At 44.2% G+C, this 17,638-nt stretch carries 13 protein-coding genes; 1 reads left to right on the forward strand and 12 read right to left on the reverse strand.

Annotation, left to right across the window (positions count from 1 at the left end):
* Nucleotides 1-564: 564 nt before the first annotated feature.
* The 6 genes from hutG to hutH all read right to left on the reverse strand — a co-directional run bounded on the left by hutG (nt 565) and on the right by hutH (nt 9,208).
* On the reverse strand, nt 565-1,485 hold the full coding sequence (gene hutG / locus EDD68_RS09320) for a formimidoylglutamase (protein ID WP_132372018.1): 921 nt from the start codon (nt 1,483-1,485) through the stop codon (nt 565-567).
* A 31-nt stretch (nt 1,486-1,516) separates the two neighbouring features.
* On the reverse strand, nt 1,517-2,779 hold the full coding sequence (hutI, locus tag EDD68_RS09325; protein ID WP_132371977.1) for an imidazolonepropionase: 1,263 nt from the start codon (nt 2,777-2,779) through the stop codon (nt 1,517-1,519).
* A gap of 177 nt (nt 2,780-2,956) precedes the next feature.
* A complete protein-coding gene (gene hutU, locus EDD68_RS09330; RefSeq protein WP_132371978.1) occupies nt 2,957-4,615 on the reverse strand; it encodes a urocanate hydratase in 1,659 nt (552 codons plus the stop codon).
* 23 nt (nt 4,616-4,638) lie between these two features.
* On the reverse strand, nt 4,639-5,973 hold the full coding sequence (locus EDD68_RS09335) for a YjiH family protein (RefSeq protein WP_132371979.1): 1,335 nt from the start codon (nt 5,971-5,973) through the stop codon (nt 4,639-4,641).
* A 121-nt stretch (nt 5,974-6,094) separates the two neighbouring features.
* Nucleotides 6,095-7,666 (reverse strand): helix-turn-helix domain-containing protein, encoded by a 1,572-nt coding sequence (locus EDD68_RS09340; protein ID WP_132371980.1) that lies wholly within the window; start codon nt 7,664-7,666, stop codon nt 6,095-6,097.
* A 3-nt stretch (nt 7,667-7,669) separates the two neighbouring features.
* Complete coding sequence (hutH, locus tag EDD68_RS09345) at nt 7,670-9,208, reverse strand: histidine ammonia-lyase (protein ID WP_132371981.1); 1,539 nt, start codon at nt 9,206-9,208, stop codon at nt 7,670-7,672.
* A gap of 459 nt (nt 9,209-9,667) precedes the next feature.
* On the opposite strand from hutH, the gene EDD68_RS09350 reads away from it, so the two are divergent.
* On the forward strand, nt 9,668-11,353 hold the full coding sequence (locus tag EDD68_RS09350) for a sensor domain-containing protein (protein WP_132371982.1): 1,686 nt from the start codon (nt 9,668-9,670) through the stop codon (nt 11,351-11,353).
* A gap of 395 nt (nt 11,354-11,748) precedes the next feature.
* On the opposite strand, the gene EDD68_RS09355 is transcribed toward EDD68_RS09350, so the two are convergent.
* The 6 genes from EDD68_RS09355 to EDD68_RS09380 form a co-directional block, all read right to left on the reverse strand.
* Complete coding sequence (locus EDD68_RS09355; RefSeq protein ID WP_243646819.1) at nt 11,749-11,985, reverse strand: hypothetical protein; 237 nt, start codon at nt 11,983-11,985, stop codon at nt 11,749-11,751.
* An 81-nt stretch (nt 11,986-12,066) separates the two neighbouring features.
* Nucleotides 12,067-12,588 carry an acyl-CoA thioesterase gene (locus tag EDD68_RS09360; RefSeq protein WP_132371983.1) on the reverse strand — a complete coding sequence of 174 codons (522 nt, stop codon included), beginning with the start codon at nt 12,586-12,588 and terminating at the stop codon, nt 12,067-12,069.
* 131 nt (nt 12,589-12,719) lie between these two features.
* Nucleotides 12,720-13,043, reverse strand: coding sequence for a DUF342 domain-containing protein (locus EDD68_RS09365; RefSeq protein WP_165902127.1), 324 nt, complete (start codon nt 13,041-13,043; stop codon nt 12,720-12,722).
* A gap of 411 nt (nt 13,044-13,454) precedes the next feature.
* Entirely contained in the window at nt 13,455-14,417 is a 963-nt protein-coding gene (locus EDD68_RS09370) for an L-threonine 3-dehydrogenase (protein ID WP_132371985.1), read from the reverse strand.
* Nucleotides 14,418-14,458: 41 nt separating this feature from the next.
* The gene (locus EDD68_RS09375) at nt 14,459-15,649 is read right to left on the reverse strand and encodes a glycine C-acetyltransferase (RefSeq protein WP_132371986.1); all 1,191 of its coding nucleotides are present in this window, start codon (nt 15,647-15,649) and stop codon (nt 14,459-14,461) included.
* Nucleotides 15,650-16,365: 716 nt separating this feature from the next.
* On the reverse strand, nt 16,366-16,905 hold the full coding sequence (locus tag EDD68_RS09380; protein ID WP_132371987.1) for a transcription repressor NadR: 540 nt from the start codon (nt 16,903-16,905) through the stop codon (nt 16,366-16,368).
* Between the last annotated feature and the right edge of the window lie 733 nt (nt 16,906-17,638).

Genomic DNA, 17,638 nt, shown 5'->3' on the forward strand with positions numbered 1-17,638 from the left:
TCTTAAAACATACATGGGCTGCCTCATGAGTGAATTTTATTGAGAGTCGGCCCTGTCATTTTGTCATAGCTTTAACATTTTTATATGATAACGGAAGTCGCGTTCTTTTTCATTTTTCTACATCGAGGTTTGTTTATCTATAGTCAGCTAGACTTTTCTACTTTTACAGTTGATTATTTAATTCTCTGAAAGAATTATCTATTCTTGCGGCAGGCTTATCTACGCCCCAAAAAAATTTATTTTCTTCTTCTATAAGATTATCTGCACTTCATAAAAATTTATTTTCTCCTTCCATCACATTATATTTACCTCAAAAAAATTTGTCTTTTCTTGCAGCAAACTTTTCTACGCTTCGAGTCAAGATATCAACGCTTGTGTCACTATTATCAAAACTTCAGATCAAGTTATCGCACTTGAGCAGTCCTTATCCCACTCACTTGACTCTTATCAGTCATCTTATTCAGGCTAGATTTAATCTCGAGCATCAGAAAACCCAGCCATGACATCATGACTGGGTTTTCCATTCTTCAAAAAGGAAAGCACCTCATTACGAATCTAATCAGCTTAATTAAAGTTTTTTACCTTCCCTTTCATATACGCCAGGATGACGTTGGCAGCAACACGGCTTGTCATATTTCGGAAATCAACCGTTGGATCAATCTCGACAATATCCATCGCCCGAACCTTTGGGTGTCTGGCAGCATGATACACCCCTTCAAGCAGGGTCCGGCTGTCCATGCCTCCGGGACCGATCGCCGGACACCCCGGGGCAAAGGCCTGATCGAGAACGTCCATATCGACCGAAAGATAAATCACATCCACCTGATCCTCCAGCTGCTTCAGCGACTGATTCACCAGATCCTCCATCGGCTGCTTTCTCACATCTCCCATCGTATAAACCGTAACGCCCTTTTCCTTTGCGAATTGATCATACGCTTCGCCATTTGCAAAATCCCGAATCCCCATTTGAATTAAATCCTTTCCTTCCAAAACCTGATGCTCCAAAAGACTCCGAAATGGGGTTCCATTCGTCGGACCGCCGTCCTCCAGGTTCCGCAAATCATGATGGGCATCGAACTGAATGACCCCAATACGGCCAAACGTTTCCCGGAAGGCACGAATGGACGGAAAGCTGATGGAATGATCCCCACCCAGAACCATCCAGTGATCAGCGGCTTCGGTATCGAGAACTTCCTTTACTCCTTCGTAAATCTGCTCCTGACTTCCTGGAATATCCGTCGGGTGCAAATCTACATCTCCAAAATCCACGATCACCCGATCTTTCAAATCAACCCCCATTTCTCCTGAATACGTCGAATAGGATTGCATCGCTTCCCGAATGGCTCCCGGGGCAAAGGCTGCACCGGAATGGCTGATGGATGATTTGGACAGAGGGGCGCCAACCAGGCCAAACTCCCCTTTCACTCCTTTCTGCCACGGTGTCAACAGCTCTTTTATTTTTGTGATATAACGATCCTTGAACATGGCCTCCCCTGCTGGACGGACATGTTTAAACTCAGCCAATCAGACCACCCCGCTCAAAAATTATTTGACCGTCTTTAAACACCGTATGCACATGATTGACCCCGTAATGATATGGAACATAAAGATAATTCGGGGCATCCCAGATCACAATATCCGCTTTCCGCCCCTTTGCAATCACTCCTGCCTCGTTCCCACGATTAATCGCATAAGCCGCATTAATGGTAACCGCATGCCAGATTTCTTCCGGTGTCATTTTCAGTTTCAGCGCTGCAAGGGACATAATCAGCTGCAGGTTTTCCGTCACACAGCTCCCCGGGTTGAAGTCGGTGGACAGGGCAATCGCGGCTCCCGCCTCGATCATTTTCCGAGCCGGGGCATAGTCATCTTTCCCTAAATAAAAGGTCGTTCCCGGGAGCAGCACTCCGATCGTATTGGATTCAGCCAGCCTCCTGATACCTTCTTCAGATGCCACCGCCAGATGATCTCCGCTTACGGCCCCGAGTTCAACCGCTAATTCGGTACCGCCTAACGGATCAATTTCATCCGCGTGGATTTTCACACTAAATCCTTTTTCCCTGGCCTTCGATAAGTATCGACGGGATTGTTCTAAGGTAAAAACCCCGGTTTCGCAAAAAATATCCACAAATTCTGCGAGATTTTTCTCTTTTATTTCCTCAAACATATCGGCCATCTCATCCAGCAGGGCGTCCGGATTATCTTGATATTCCCTCGTTATGGCGTGAGCCCCTAAAAAGGTGGACACCAGATCCAGAGGATGGGATTCGTTCGCTTTTTTCACCACCTGCAGCTGTTTCAGTTCTGTTTCCCGATCCATCCCATAACCGCTTTTCGCTTCCACTGTGGTAATCCCATGCATGGCCATACGGTCCAGGTGAAACAGGGCCTTTTGCAAAAGCTCTTCTTCGGATGTTTCCCGGGTTGCTTTGACAGTGGATAGGATTCCCCCACCCTGTTTCAAAATGTCTAAGTACGGGACACCTTTTTGCTTCAGGGTCATTTCATGCTCCCGGGACCCGCCAAACACCAGATGGGTATGGGGTTCTACCAGGCCCGGGGTAACCAGCTTCCCTCCTGCATTTATCCTCTGGGAAGCCTCAAATTCAGGAGCCTCTTTTTCCGGTCCGGCCCAGACGATCTTTCCATCCTTTACGGCAACAAGGGCATTTTCAACGACCTCCAGATTTTGCATTTCTCTACCCTTCACGGGTCCAGGCTTATCCATGGTCAGCAATTGCCCGATAGGATGAATCACGAAATCTACGGATGTTTCCATCACTATTCCTCCTCTGTATGTCTTCCATGGGATGATTCAGACTTTTTTAAACATGTTATCTATCACAATCAGCCCGTCTATCATCTCTCAAAAAATAACGGAAAGAACAGGCATGGCGTTCTGCCGCCTGTTCTTTTTTCCTTTAAAAATTGATTACCAGCATCTATCCCCGCCTATTTAATCCATCATCGGAATATGGACCCCTTTTTCCTTTGCTGTTTGGACGGCAAGATCATACCCCGCATCCACATGACGGGCCACGCCCATACCCGGATCAGAAGTGAGCACCCGCTCCAGGCGCTTTGAAGCCGCTTCGGTACCATCAGCTACAATGACCATGCCGGCATGAATGGAATACCCCATGCCAACACCGCCACCATGGTGGACAGATACCCAGCTCGCCCCATTCACACCATTAATCAGGGCGTTTAAAATCGGCCAGTCGGCAATGGCGTCACTGCCGTCTTTCATTCCTTCTGTCTCCCGGTTTGGCGATGCCACTGATCCGCAATCCAGATGATCCCGGCCGATTACAATAGGAGCGGAGATTTCTCCGGATGCGACCATGTCATTGATGATTCGTCCAAATTTCGCCCGCTCCCCATAACCGAGCCAGCAGATTCGGGAAGGAAGCCCCTGAAATGCCACTTTCTCCTTTGCCATACGAATCCACTTGCACAGATGTTTATGATCCGCAAATTCCTTCAAGAGCACATCATCAATTTTATCAATATCTTTCGGATCCCCGGACAGGGCAGCCCAGCGGAACGGACCTTTTCCTTCACAAAATTGCGGACGAATAAAAGCAGGAACAAACCCCGGGAAGTCAAAGGCATTTTTAACACCAGCATGATAGGCTTCCTGGCGAATGTTATTTCCGTAATCGAAAACGACCGCTCCTGCCTTTTGTAAATCCAGCATGGCCTGTACATGTTTGGCGATGCTTTCCCTGGCTATCTTGAGGTATTCGTCCGGGTCAGACTGGCGCAGCTTTTCTCCTTCTTCCAGAGACATTCCTTCCGGCAGATACCCGTTTAATGGATCATGGGCAGACGTCTGGTCGGTCACGAGATCCGGCACCTCGCCCCTCCTGACGAGCTCAGGCAAAATTTCCGCTGCATTCCCGAGCAAGCCAATGGAAAGAGGTTTCCTCTCTGACTTTGCCTCTTTCGCCATTTCCAGGGCTTGATCCAGGGAATCGGTCATCACATCTAGATATTTGGTCTCGATCCGGCGGCGAATGCGGTGTTCATCACACTCTACCGCAATCACCACCCCTTCATTCATGGTTACGGCAAGGGGCTGGGCCCCTCCCATGCCTCCAAGACCTGCCGTAACCGTCAGGGTCCCTTTTAACGTACCATTAAAGTGCTGGCGGGCAGCTTCTGCAAACGTTTCATAGGTTCCCTGAAGAATCCCCTGGGTACCAATATAAATCCAGCTCCCGGCAGTCATCTGGCCAAACATAATCAGACCCTTTTTCTCCAGTTCACGGAACGTCTCCCAGTTGGCCCAGGCCGGAACGAGATTGGAATTGGCCAGGAGTACCCTTGGGGCATCCTCATGAGATTGAAACACAGCAACCGGCTTTCCTGACTGCACAATCAATGTTTCGTCATTTTCAAGTTCCTTTAACGTCTCCACAATTTTGTGATAGCTTTCCCAGTTTCGGGCCGCTTTCCCGATTCCGCCGTAAACCACAAGCTCCTCCGGTTTTTCAGCCACTTCCGGATCGAGGTTGTTCATCAGCATTCTAAGAGCTGCTTCCTGAATCCACCCCTTCGTATTCAGTTTGGTTCCACGCGGCGCACGAATCGGTTTGTGTATACTCGTCATCACTAAATCCCCCCGAAAATTTTTCAAAGTATCATAAATGCAATTGGAGTTGCAATTAACAGCGTCAAAATCGTCCGTTCTATCCATATGACGAATAGTTTCGGAATGCTTACCGGAATGTCTGTCGAAAGAATGCATGGAATAGATGCTGAGAAGAAGAGTACTGATGAGATCGATACGACACCTGTTACAAACTTCGTAACCAGTGGGGCTTCTGCAACGAGAAGAGCCGGCAAAAACATTTCGGCAATTTCAACAGCAGCAGCTTTGGCAGCCAGCATTGGCTCCGGGATTTGCAGAAGCAGTGTAAATGGATAAAACAAGTAACCGATAATGTCAAAGGTTGGAGTATACGTTGCAAGAAGCAGGCCGATGAGCCCAACAGACATGATGGAAGGCAATATGCTCATGGTCATCACAAATCCATCACGCAAGTTTTCCCAGATATTTTGCCCTAAAGAAGGAGAATTGCCTGCAGCTTTTATCCCTTCGTTCCAGGCACTTTTAATCATATTTCCTTCTGGCTCAGGTTCCTTAACAGGCTGATGAAAATAATCTTCCCTTTCCTTACTCAGGGGCCAGATCCGAACAGTTATGGCTGTCACAATAAACGTAACCAGCAACGTGGTCCAGAAAAAAGCATTCCATATCTCCATAAACCCTAATGTTTTCGCAACGACGATCATAAAAGTTGCCGATACCGTAGAAAAGCCCGTGGCAATGATCATCGCTTCTTTGACCGAATATTTCCCTTCTTTATACACCCTGTTCGTAATTAACAGTCCAATGGAATAACTGCCAGCAAAAGATGCCACAGCATCAATGGCCGATCTCCCGGGTGTCTTCCAGATCGGCCGCATGACTGGTTTCAGCAGAATGCCAACCAGTTCAAGCAGTCCATAGCCGACGATGAAGGCAAGAAATACCGACCCTATCGGAACAAGAATGCCTACAGGTATCACCAGTTTATCAAACAAAAACGGTCCTATATCCGGAGCCAGCAGCCACTCTGGTCCGGCCTCAAAATAAATCAGCATGGCAGCAAATACGCCTAAAACCTTTAAAAACGAAAACACCATTTCCACTTTATTTTTATTCCAGGTCTTTGTTACAAAAGGGTAAAGCGCACCGAGTACAATCACAATAAGTGCATAAATGGGTACCAGTGAAGGAAATGTGCTTCGAACCCAGCTGACCACATGGTCCAGTGGAATAGACGACGTGCCTCCGACGGAAATGGGAATAAAAAACATAAAAATCCCAATAGCACTAAATACAACTAACTTCAAAATGGATTCGGCCAGATTTTTTTCCGGCGGCAAATTCGATTCCAAACCTGTCGTTTTCGTTTGCGCCATGGTACCCCTCCTTTTTTCTACATCATATCTCCAGGAAGGGGTTTCATCCAGTTAAAATTTTCAGAAAATAATGATTGTTTTGTTTTTAATTTGCTGGTCCAACCCCGTGCTATTTACGTTTTTATGACGATTTTGCTGAACTAGTGCTATTTTTTGATTTCCATTCCCTCGGTGTCTGCTGAACCCATTTTTTAAACACCTTACTGAAATAAGCCGGGTCTTCAAAACCAACCTGACGGGCTATGTCATGAATTTTTAGCCGGGGGGTTTTTAACAACCCTTTTGCCCTCTCCACCCGAGTCTTTTGTATATAATCACTGAAAGTCCATCCGGTCTCCTGCTTAAATAGATGACTGATATAATAAGGATTTCTGTCAATTAATCGGGACGCATCTTTAAGGGTTATAGGTTCTGCATAGTGTTCTTGAATATACTGAATCAGCTGCTGGACTAGAAGGGATTGGTACGTGCGTTCTCTTTTTTCCACAAGATCACATAACTGATAGCAAAAATAAAGGAGCTGCTGGACAATATCTGCTAGCACTTCACCATTCAAAATTCTCTCAAGCACATTTCGGTACTGGTTTTCTGCCCCTGTTAAATATTCCTTTTTGAGCATGAAGCGCCGCAGATTCGCCATGACACTGGTCAATTTAATTCTCATATCATCCGGCGAAGGAAACCTGTCAGAAGGGTCAGGAAAGGTTCCAAACAGACGATAAAGCCAGTCTTTGATTCCCTGCCGATCGGTTTGTTCCAGGTAATGCAGCAGCTCATCCCGTTCTTCCGGTGATAAAAAGGGATCTATTCGGTAAAGGATAAACGGGTGACGATCACTAAAAACTTGATTACCTCCAAAATAAAAGCGGCGATCCAGAGCCTGTGTCGCCTCCAGGTAGGACTGATGCAGATACTTCGGGTGATCATAACTGTTTCCAATTCCTGCTGTAAGGGAAAAACGGTACTCTGTTTTTACTTTCCTGCAAAATCTGAGCATAATCTGTTCCAGGTTGGTGACGGTGGCATCCTTTGCGATGGAATGCAGGTCAAACAGCAGTACGATTTTTCGCTCCACATAGACCACCAGAGGCCGATACTCGGCTAAATGTTCCCTGACCGTATCCAGAAGCTCTTTAGGGTTTATAGAGGTACGGCTTTCTTCATCCACATCCAGCACGACTACAGTGGTAGGCGGTCTCTCAAATGGGAGATGTTTGGTCATGTTTTTCATTTCGTCCTGATCAATGGGAAGGCCGAAAAGCAAATGGTAGATCCACGAGGTGTCCGACCACTCGTCAGTGGTTCCCCAGTATTCAGATGACGGTTTTCGGGTTCTTCTAATCAGTTGCCGCAATGTTTTGATCCATTCATCGGTGTCAAAAGGCTTAACAAACAGGGCTCCAGCGCAGAGTTTCAATGCTCTGTAGGCAGAGTCAAAGGTTTTCCGGCCGGTATGAGCGATCAATCGGGCATCATGTTGAGAAAAGTAGTTTTCCAGAAAATGCAGTTGATCATCCGTAAACATATCCAGCTCCAGTACAATGACATCAGGCTGTTTTTTCTGGATATGTTGAATACATCTCTCAGGCTCCCTGACCTCTATCATTTCAGAATAAGGTAATTGATGAGAGGTAATCAGCCAGCGAAGTCCTTTGCGTTCTAAGTCATCTCTTTCAGCAATCAAATATTTCATGTCTCATCTCTCCGATCTGACACGAGTGGATGAAGGATATACATATTTATCCATTTGTTCCATGCTCAAATCCCTTAGCCAATGATTCATAGCTTCAATATCCTTTGAAAAAACCCGGTCATTGTCAATGCGTGGAACAATCCGTCGGGCATCCTCCAAAAATCTCCTCGTAACCGTAGCCATTTTGTCTTTTCCCCGAATCTCCACTGCCTGCATGGCACAGATCAGTTCAATGGCCAGGACCCGTCTGACATTTTGAATGATCTCATAAGCATGACGGGCAGCTATCGTCCCCATGCTGACATGATCTTCCTGATTGGCTGACGACGGAATGGAATCCACGCTGGCTGGATGGGCTAACGTTTTATTTTCGGATACCAGGGATGCTGCCGTATATTGCATAATCATCACTCCTGACTGCAATCCCGGATTGGTGCTTAAAAATGGGGGGAGATCATTCAACTGAGGGTTCACCATCCGTTCCACCCGACGTTCTGCCATATTGGCAATTTCCGCAATTCCCGTCTTCATGAAATCCATAGCCAGTGCGATCGGCTGACCATGGAAGTTGCCACCGGAAAGGACTTTTTCGGTATCAGAAAAAATCAGCGGATTATCTGTCGCCGCATTGATTTCGATCTGTAATTTTTCTCTGACATAATTCAGGCATTGCCAGGTCGCTCCAATCACCTGGGGCATGCACCTTAAAGAATAAGCATCCTGCACCCTTAACTCCCCCTGTCGGGTTACCAGCTGACTATCCTTTAACATCAAACGTATCCGTCTGGCTGATTCCTGTTGTTCCGGATAACCTCTCACCTGATGAAGATCTTCATCAAAAGCATCAATGATTCCCCTTAGTGCTTCCAGCGTCATGGCCCCAATGAGTTCGCTCTGAAGAGCCAGTTTTTCAGCTTCAAGATAAGCAATTACCCCGACAGCTGTCATAGCCTGTGTGCCATTGATCAGGGCTAATCCTTCCTTTGCTTTTAACTGGACTGGCTCCAGTTCTTCACGCCTGAGTGCTTCGATCGCCGATATCCTTTTCCCCTGATCAAACACCTCTCCCTTTCCCGTCAAAACCTGTGCCAGGTGAGCCAATGGGGCCAGATCTCCGCTGGCACCAAGGGAACCCTGCCGGGGAATCACCGGGTGAATGCCATCATTGATTAGATCAATCAGTCTTTCAACAATGATCGGTCTGATTCCAGAGTAACCTTTGGCAAGGGCATTGGCCCGAAGAAGTACCATAGCCCGGCTAACTGATTCAGAAAAAGGCTCCCCCACCCCACAGGAGTGGGAATCAATCAGATGTTGCTGCAAGTCATCCAGAGCATCTTCGTCAATAACGACATCACTCAATTTCCCAAACCCTGTATTTATCCCATAAATCACTTGCTTTTGTTTAATCATCTCTTCTATGGTTTGCCGGCTTTTACGCAATTTTTCCATACTTTCATTGGAAATGGCCACCTTTTCATGACCAAAAACAACCCGCTCTACTTCCTGGACCGTCAAGTCATTGCCTGTTAACGTAATCATATGTCCACACCATCCCTTTATCACAATAAAGTGCGTAATGAAAAAGGGACCTGTTATGATCCAGTGGATCCATAACAAGTCCCTGCTTTCTTATGCCTATTTTGAAACATCCATAATGATTCATAGCCCAATTCTCCTTTTGATCAATCACCCTATGATTTGAGCCAGGGTCCATCATAGCAAAATACGCGTTTACTTTATTCAATTTTCAGAATATACTTAAATTAAGTGTAAGTACTTCACCCAGATTCGTCAATAGGCGGCCCCCTCAAGTGTTAATCAATGGTAAATATTTGTATATGAGACAGTTAGAAACGGAGGAAGGAAATCGTCTCTTTTCCATCGGCAAATACCATGAAAATACTAAAATATTTTCATGTATTGTCGATATATGTACATAAGTCAAGATTGACAAAACACGGAGAAAAACATGTCAAAACCAGATAAAGGTGATTATAGATGCACAACGACAACAGCCAGATTGTGTTTAAAGAGGAACAGCTTTTCGAAATGTTTACAAAGCTGTTTGATATCGTGTTTCTGATGAAATTTATACCTCCAAATGACTTTCGGTATCAACGGGTAAGTCAGAGTGCTAAACAATTAGCCTCTTTAAAGGAAGAAGACTTAGGCAAAACCATTCGGGAAGTTTATGACGATGATGTGGCGGACCACCTTTCCAAAAAGTACCACGAAGCCATTAAAAAAAAACACCCAATCACATACCGCGATCGTTTAAATATGGACACTGAAGAAAGATATGGGGAATCCATTTTAATTCCGATCTCGTATAACCATGAATGGTATGTCATTGGACTAACCAGGGATATTACCCGTGTGGTCATGCTTGAGAGCGGGGCTTCGATTTCAGATCCAATTACAGGCTTTCCTTATATTGAAACATTTCTCAGTCAACTGGAAAGCAAGATACGGCTTAATACTTACCGTAATTCCATCTGGAATTTAATTTATCTTTCTTACCCTCAGATGAGTTTTTTCCATCATCCAGATCTCAAGGGCTTTGAAATGGAATGTCTTCACCACATAGTCAATCGAATCAAAACTCTATTGAAGCCAGAAGACCTGGTGAGCCGGGTTTCGAATAATGAATTTGTCATTGCCCTGCATACAGAAAACTCATTTCAAATGAACAGCATGACTCAAAAATGGTTAGAAGAATTAAAAAAACCGATTAAAATAAAAGAAACGGAAATTCATCTGAGTCCCCGAACTGGCTCAGCCCTCGTTCACAAGGATACAGCCGACATTCGTACTGCTTTGTCAAAAGCTTTTCAGCGTATGCTGAAGGCCGATCCTGCCGGGGATAAAGCAGGCATGCAGCAGGCAGATGACCTTCATACGGGCGAGGATAGCCGAAGCCGCAAAATTACCAGTGACCTGCCCCTGGCTTTGAACGAAAATCAGTTTTTCCTGGTGTATCAGCCTAAATTGGATTTGCGGGACGGTCATTATAATGTAGAAGCACTTATTCGATGGAATCACCCTGAACTGGGGATTATTTCTCCCGGTGAATTTATTCCGATTGCAGAAGAAACGAATCAAATTCAGAACATCGGTAACTGGGTGATCCATCAGGTGTGCAACGATTTAGTGATTCTAAAAACATACATACCTGATCTGATTGCTGCTGTAAATATTTCACCCCTGCAACTGAAGGATAATGAATTTATCCATAAATTACAAAATGCTTTAACGGACCACCAATTGTCACCAGCTTCAATTGAGCTTGAAATTACCGAAAGTGCCCTGCTAGACATGCAAATGGCAAAGGAACAGTTTCAGCTTCTGCATAAGAATGGATTTCGGGTTGTACTGGACGATTTTGGGACGAGTTATTCATCGTTAAGTCACCTAAAAGTACTTTCCGTGCAAAAAATTAAAATTGACAAATCTTTTATTATGAACATGGACTTTAACCAGAAAGATCAGCAAATCGCCCAGATGATGGTGAGACTAGCCAAGAATCTGGACCTTGAAGTGACAGCCGAAGGAGTTGAAAAGCCGGAACATTTGCAGATGTTGAAAAAAATGGGCTGCACCGAAATTCAGGGGTTTTATTTAAGCAAGCCGCTTCCTCTGGAAGAACTGATGGGATTTTTTAAAGAAAGCAAAACGAACCTCTAACCTTTTTGCAAACTTACAATATCCTCCTGCGATTAGCATCAAGTGATATGGAATTATAATATCCAGGGTATTCTTTCTTCATCCTCGCACACAAAAAACCAGAGACATGATGATCATGTTCTCTGGTTTTGCTGTTTGCTGTAGCTTTTACAGTAGATGAAGACATCTGAATTCGGGGTAATCGTACACAGCAAATATTATTTTGCTTTTTCTTTCAGTAATTCAATTATTTTTTATTCTGTTCCCATCATCGTATCATTTTGTTCTTTAACCAGATGAAGTCAAACGGAAAATAATTAAGATGACCATAACAAAATCATAGCAGCAAGAATATAGCAGATTGTAGACCATGTTCAAACGGGACGATATGAGACATCCCCTGCCATCCTTCTTTCTTATTCATTCTCATACATATGATCAATCACCTGTTTTTTTCCAACCTCAAACAAACCGATGATTTCTGTATGAGGCATATTTGACCAGCCAGATATGATATATCCGTCTTTTCGCCGGGCTACATAAGCCAGTGCATCTATGTTTCCCTCTTCAATTTCTTTCTCAAGAAGCTCTAATAGCATTTTCGGTGTTACCTGTCCGTTTTTTCTGGCCCTGTACTCATTCATATCATTCATGCAATCACTCCCTAAAGTCTAGTGCCGGAACAAAAACCCCTTTGATCTATGATTGTAACATTAAAAAGGGATCATCAACGGTTATTTCCCTCTTTTCCAGGGCAGGTCTGTTCCAAATTTTTCGGCAAGCTCCTTCGAATCATCTCTTCTCTGCCGGCGATATTCAGCCCTCTTTTTAGCACCTTCGTGCAGCCATTTCTCCTCTTCTGTTTCAGGATAGACCTTCGGGACCGGGGTTGGACGATTATTTTTATCCAGGGCGACCAGCGTTAAAAAGGCAGTTGCACACATTTTCCGGTCTCCAGTAATCAAATTTTCCGTTACAGCTTTGACAAATACCTCCATTGATGTGTGATGGGTATATGTGACAAAAGCTTCTAAACAGATGGTATCTCCCTCTTTTACCGGATGAAGAAAATCCACTGAATCTGTAGAAGCAGTAACAACAGGCCTCCGGGAATGCCTTTCCGCTGCAATTGCTGCTACATCATCAATATAAGCCATTAATTTTCCCCCAAATAATGTTCCATGACTGTTCGTATCCGGAGGAAGCACATGGGATATTTTAACTGCAAGGGAATCGATGCATGGTTTTGCTTTCATCGGGACTACCTCACCTTTCTCTATTATATCGTTGATCGTTATTTTATCATTCCTCTTTGCTTCTTATCCTTTAATACAAATGATTTTTTGTCAACTACTAAATACCTGATGCTTGTACTTTTTTATGGTATTCAGAAAAAAATCCGAATGATGCCAATAATCAGACCAGCTGTGCTTAAGACAAAGGTAACTCCCCATTTCAATGTTTTAATATGGTATTTCCGGAGACTGCTTTCCATTTCCTCTTTTATGACATAGTCTTTATCTTTTTCACTATGAACTTTGCTGATTAAAGATTGAATCTGTTCTCTGGACAAATAATGTTTATACTCCAGATAATCACTCAATAAAACTTTAATATCATTCTCAGACAATACATTTTTTAAATATTCGGCTATGTTATCATGCTGTTCCTCTAATTCGCTCAGTCTAAGCTCGATCTCCCTGATTTTCACATTCAAATCTCTGGTCATCTTTACTCACCATCTTTCTTTCAAGGAGGTTTCCATATATCATAAGACTGGAGAATTCTACTTGTGCAGGCAATCTAGCGGGGTAACTGAAAAGATAGACACAAAATAGGGAGATAGCAGGATAAATAATGAGATATGGGACGTTTTTAAAGCGGAATGCAGAAACCAATAGCCAATCCGACCCCTGTGACGAATAAGAAACCACGCAGGCCCCGAAGACTGCTGGAGAACCAGCGAGGAGGTTATTTCCGCTGCACAGTCCGAAGCAGCTCAAGGGTGGGTGCCGGAGCTGGACAATCAACCCCCATCTGAGAATGCAAGAGACTTGTTATCCTTTCATGTTTTCGCAAAAAGAAGACCCTGCCGCCATCTAATAAGGCGCAGGGTTTAATCTCACACGTGATTAGCGTTTTTTAATTTGCTATCCAGCTTTTTGAGCATATCTTCTGTCATTTTATCCAGGTCAAATTCAGCACGGAATCCCCATTCTTCTCTGGCTGCAGACGCATCGATGGAGTTCGGCCAGCTTTCGGCAATGGATTGTCTGACAGGATCGACATCATAATCCATTTCAAATTCTGGGATATGCTTCCGGATGGCTTTTTCGAAATCTTCCGGAGCAGCGCTGAAGGCTGTGACATTAAAGGCATTCCGGTGTGTTAAACGATCAGGATCTGCCTCCATTAGCTGAATAATGGCGCGGATGGCATCTGGCATATACATCATATCCATATAGGTACCTTCAGCGATATAGGACGAGTACGTTTTCTTTTTAATGGCTTCATAATAGATTTCTACTGCATAGTCCGTCGTTCCGCCCCCTGGAGGTGTCACATAGGAGATCAGGCCAGGGAAGCGTACACCCCGGGTATCAACGCCAAATTTATGATAGTAGTAATCACAGAGGAGCTCTCCTGCTACTTTATTGACTCCGTACATGGTTGTTGGACGCTGAATCGTATCCTGCGGTGTGTTGTCCTTTGGCGTTGTTGGCCCGAATGCTCCGATGGAACTTGGGGTAAAAAATTTCGTTCCGAGCTCTCTGGCCACTTCTAAAGCATTGACCAGACCGCCCATGTTTAAATTCCACGCCAGCTGCGGATTATTTTCCGCCTTTGCAGATAACAGAGCAGCCAGATGAATAATGGTATCCACCTGATATTTTTTGGCAATATCATGCATCTTCTGATCATCGGTAACATCTAAGATTTCAAAGGGTCCTGAATGAACCACGTCACCATCCATCGTTCGAATATCGGAAGCGATCACCTGGTCAGAGCCGTACTCTTCACGCAATTTCATGACTAGCTCCGAACCAATCTGGCCTAATGCTCCTGTAACCAGGATTTTTTTCATTGAATATTCCCCCTGTCCAGTTCAAAATCGTTGATGTCGAATTAAATAACGCCCAGTTCCTTACCAACCTTTTCATAGCTGTGAAGGGCTTGATCCAGCATGTCTTTTGTATGGGCAGCCGTCGGCATATTGCGTACCCGTCCAGTTCCCCTCGGCACGGTCGGGAAGACAATGGACTTAGCATAAACACCTTCTTCATAAAGTCGCTTGCTGAATTCCTGTGTGGTCTTTTCCTCGCCTATTATACATGGTGTGATTGGCGTTTCGCTCTGACCAATGTCAAACCCTAATTTTTTCAGCCCATCTTTCAGGTAGCGGCCATTTTCCCACAGTTTATCATGAAGCTCGGTGCTTTCCATCAGCAGCTCAATGGCTTTTGTGCTGGCAGCTGCATCCGCCGGTGTTACAGCCGTTGAGAAGAGGAATGGACGGGAACGGACTTTTAGCCAGTCAATGAGATCCCGTTTACCGGCCACATACCCTCCGATGACACCAATGGCTTTAGAAAGAGTTCCAATCTGGAAATCGACTTGATCCTGAAGGCCAAAATGTTTAACTGTCCCGGCTCCTTTTCCCGTAACACCGGAACCATGGGCATCATCTACGTACGTGATAAGGTCAAATTCTTCTGCGATTTCCACGATCTCTGGAAGCTTCGCAATATCCCCATCCATGGAGAATACGCCGTCGGTAATGACCATAATTTTGTTATACTGGCCGGATTCAACGGCTTCTTTCGCTTTCTTTCGAAGATCATCCATGTCAGAGTGGTTGAAACGGATAATTTTCGCCCTGGAAAGACGGCAGCCGTCTATGATGGATGCATGGTTCAGTTCATCGGAAAGGATAGCGTCATGTTTATCCATTACTCCAGGGATAGCCGCAACATTACAGTTAAACCCAGACTGATAAGCAATGGCCGCTTCGGTGCCTTTAAATTTTGCAATCTGCTCTTCCAGTTTCAGGTGAAGGTCAAGGGTTCCGTTAATGGTGCGGACAGCCCCTGCCCCTACCCCGTATTCCTTAACCGCTTCGATGGCTACTTCTTTTAGTCGTTCGTCAGTCGCTAAACCGAGATAGTTGTTAGAGGATAAATTGATCAGTTCTTTACCGTTAATGGTGATGACCGGCCCATTAGCTCCCTGAACCGGGTCAATTTCGTTATAAAGACCCCTTTCTTTCAGGTCCTGTAAATTTTCCTGAAGAAAATGATCTAAGGTTTTACTGGACATATAAGAACCTCCTTAATATGTAAGCGTTTTAAAAACAAATGTTCACATCCTGTGTACACTAGCTGCTTTCGGACATTTCTCCTGTTAATACTTTATCACAAATCCAAAAAAATGTTTACACTAAAAGGACAGAAGAGGTGAATTGGGACATCTTCCATAAACTTTTTCTTTTTTCCTGACAGCTACCGTAACAGCCGTGACCACCAGAAAAATAAGTCCAAAAAAATCGTGCTCCCGATATAATCCGCAAATGTTTCATTATCAGAAGGGTTCCGGGAACAGGTTCAACTATTCCTGGGGCTTTATGAATGGGTTCCGTCGTGTACCTGCTCAAAGCAGATTCCCACCCTTGTTCCTCTGTCTCAAGCCAGATTTCTATAACATCATTTTTTGCGATATCCACCCGATTTAAACCATCATATTCACCCGCCTGCCAGGAAGGAATATAGTGTAAAACACTTCCAGGATATCTAAGGTTTCTATCTGATCAGGAGCTCTTTTGAAAGTCAGCTGGAACTTGCGAATTTACTTATAGCAGCCGTTTTCGGACAGATCCCGGTGTCATTTTTCTACCATACCTTAACTGATAGGCTTGAATTCTTCCCGGACTGGAAAAACCAAAATATAAAAAGTGAGGATTCGTTAGTCCTCACTGGTACCTCTCTATATTCGATGCTATATGTGTGTAAATGGGTTCTATTTTTTTATGTTCCCTTTTATGATTCAACTAAAAATCCAGCTTTCTCCAGCGCTTCTTCTACCTCATCAAGAATTTCTTCCGTTTCTGCTGTAAGGGTATGCAGATGAATGCCGCCCGTTAATTCAGAGAGCAAAGCCGCATTGGCGGAGCGCACCTTTTCTAAAAATTTTTTGACCTCTCTGCGGTTCGAAACCATAATAGAAGCAGTAAACTCGCCATAAATCGGATGTTCTACCGTAACATTCTTAACAGTTGCACCATGATCAACGATTAAATGGAGTTCTTCTTCTGTTCGTTCGGGGGGATGGTAAAAGGCCAATGTTCGTTCATACAAATGGGATGGTTCGGAAGGTTTCATATACATATAACCCTGGCTCGTGGCAATAATGGGTTCATTTTTAGCTTTTAACAGGGAAATATCGCTGACAATCACCTGGCGGCTCACGTTGGCCTTCTCGGCAAGCTCGCTGCCGGTAATAGGCTCATGACGGCTTTTTAATTCATTTATGATAAACTCCCTGCGCTCTTCTCCTAAAATTTTTTTGTCTTCTTTCATATTCGGATCTCCTCCTGGATCTTTTCAGCTAGATTTTACCACAATTCTGCCGGTATGTACGAATACAGAGAGCTGTTTTTCATCCTCCTTGAAATAGGTTAACGGCATTTTCCAATTACGGTGATCAACCATTAAAGGGAAAATGTGTCACGAAATACATGAAACCAAAATACCCTAACAGAAACAGTAAAGCCATCACCATAAAAACAACAGCGATCTTTTTGTAACTCAATTTATCGCCCTCCTGTTCTCCAAAACAGCTCTCCTGGTTCTTCCCGGAATCTTTTTACTTACCATTTTCCGATACTTGAACTACATTGCCCCTTTGTGATCCATTCAAGTTTGATGAAACTGGATAAATTTAGTATATCATACGTTTCCTTAACCTGGCACAACTCATCATGAAGAACGGCCTTTATCCCCTCAGGAAATCTTCTAAAACTGCTTTAACGATTGCCTTTTTCCGAATGCAATAAGACCCTCTAATATTTTCATAGCATCATCTGTTATCAAATAGGCTTCATGTCGTACAATCCAATTAAAATGATAAATCAGAGGGGGGATGAGAATGGAGTAATTTTAATTTGGAAGATGCTTTGTTTCAATTCATACATCTTGTATTAATTGGCCTGACCATCCTATTGATCGTGTCATTATTCCGTTCTAGCAGAAAACGGAAAAATTAACTCGATTGAGCGGCGAAAAACGTGGATTATATAAAAAAACGAATAGC

It is taken from the genome of Melghiribacillus thermohalophilus (genome assembly GCF_004342905.1).
Lineage (GTDB): Bacteria > Bacillota > Bacilli > Bacillales > Alkalibacillaceae > Melghiribacillus > Melghiribacillus thermohalophilus.

Excerpts from the sequence above, each read along its gene's own strand:
- hutG (WP_132372018.1), bottom strand. The coding sequence starts at position 1,485 with ATGTTCAAGGATCGTTATATCACAAAAATAAAAGAGCTGTTGACACCG.
- hutI (WP_132371977.1), bottom strand. The coding sequence starts at position 2,779 with ATGGAAACATCCGTAGATTTCGTGATTCATCCTATCGGGCAATTGCTG.
- hutU (WP_132371978.1), bottom strand. The coding sequence starts at position 4,615 with ATGACGAGTATACACAAACCGATTCGTGCGCCGCGTGGAACCAAACTG.
- EDD68_RS09335 (WP_132371979.1), bottom strand. The coding sequence starts at position 5,973 with ATGGCGCAAACGAAAACGACAGGTTTGGAATCGAATTTGCCGCCGGAA.
- EDD68_RS09340 (WP_132371980.1), bottom strand. The coding sequence starts at position 7,666 with ATGAAATATTTGATTGCTGAAAGAGATGACTTAGAACGCAAAGGACTT.
- hutH (WP_132371981.1), bottom strand. The coding sequence starts at position 9,208 with ATGATTACGTTAACAGGCAATGACTTGACGGTCCAGGAAGTAGAGCGG.
- EDD68_RS09350 (WP_132371982.1), top strand. The coding sequence starts at position 9,668 with ATGCACAACGACAACAGCCAGATTGTGTTTAAAGAGGAACAGCTTTTC.
- EDD68_RS09355 (WP_243646819.1), bottom strand. The coding sequence starts at position 11,985 with ATGAATGATATGAATGAGTACAGGGCCAGAAAAAACGGACAGGTAACA.
- EDD68_RS09360 (WP_132371983.1), bottom strand. The coding sequence starts at position 12,588 with ATGAAAGCAAAACCATGCATCGATTCCCTTGCAGTTAAAATATCCCAT.
- EDD68_RS09370 (WP_132371985.1), bottom strand. The coding sequence starts at position 14,417 with ATGAAAAAAATCCTGGTTACAGGAGCATTAGGCCAGATTGGTTCGGAG.
- EDD68_RS09375 (WP_132371986.1), bottom strand. The coding sequence starts at position 15,649 with ATGTCCAGTAAAACCTTAGATCATTTTCTTCAGGAAAATTTACAGGAC.
- EDD68_RS09380 (WP_132371987.1), bottom strand. The coding sequence starts at position 16,905 with ATGAAAGAAGACAAAAAAATTTTAGGAGAAGAGCGCAGGGAGTTTATC.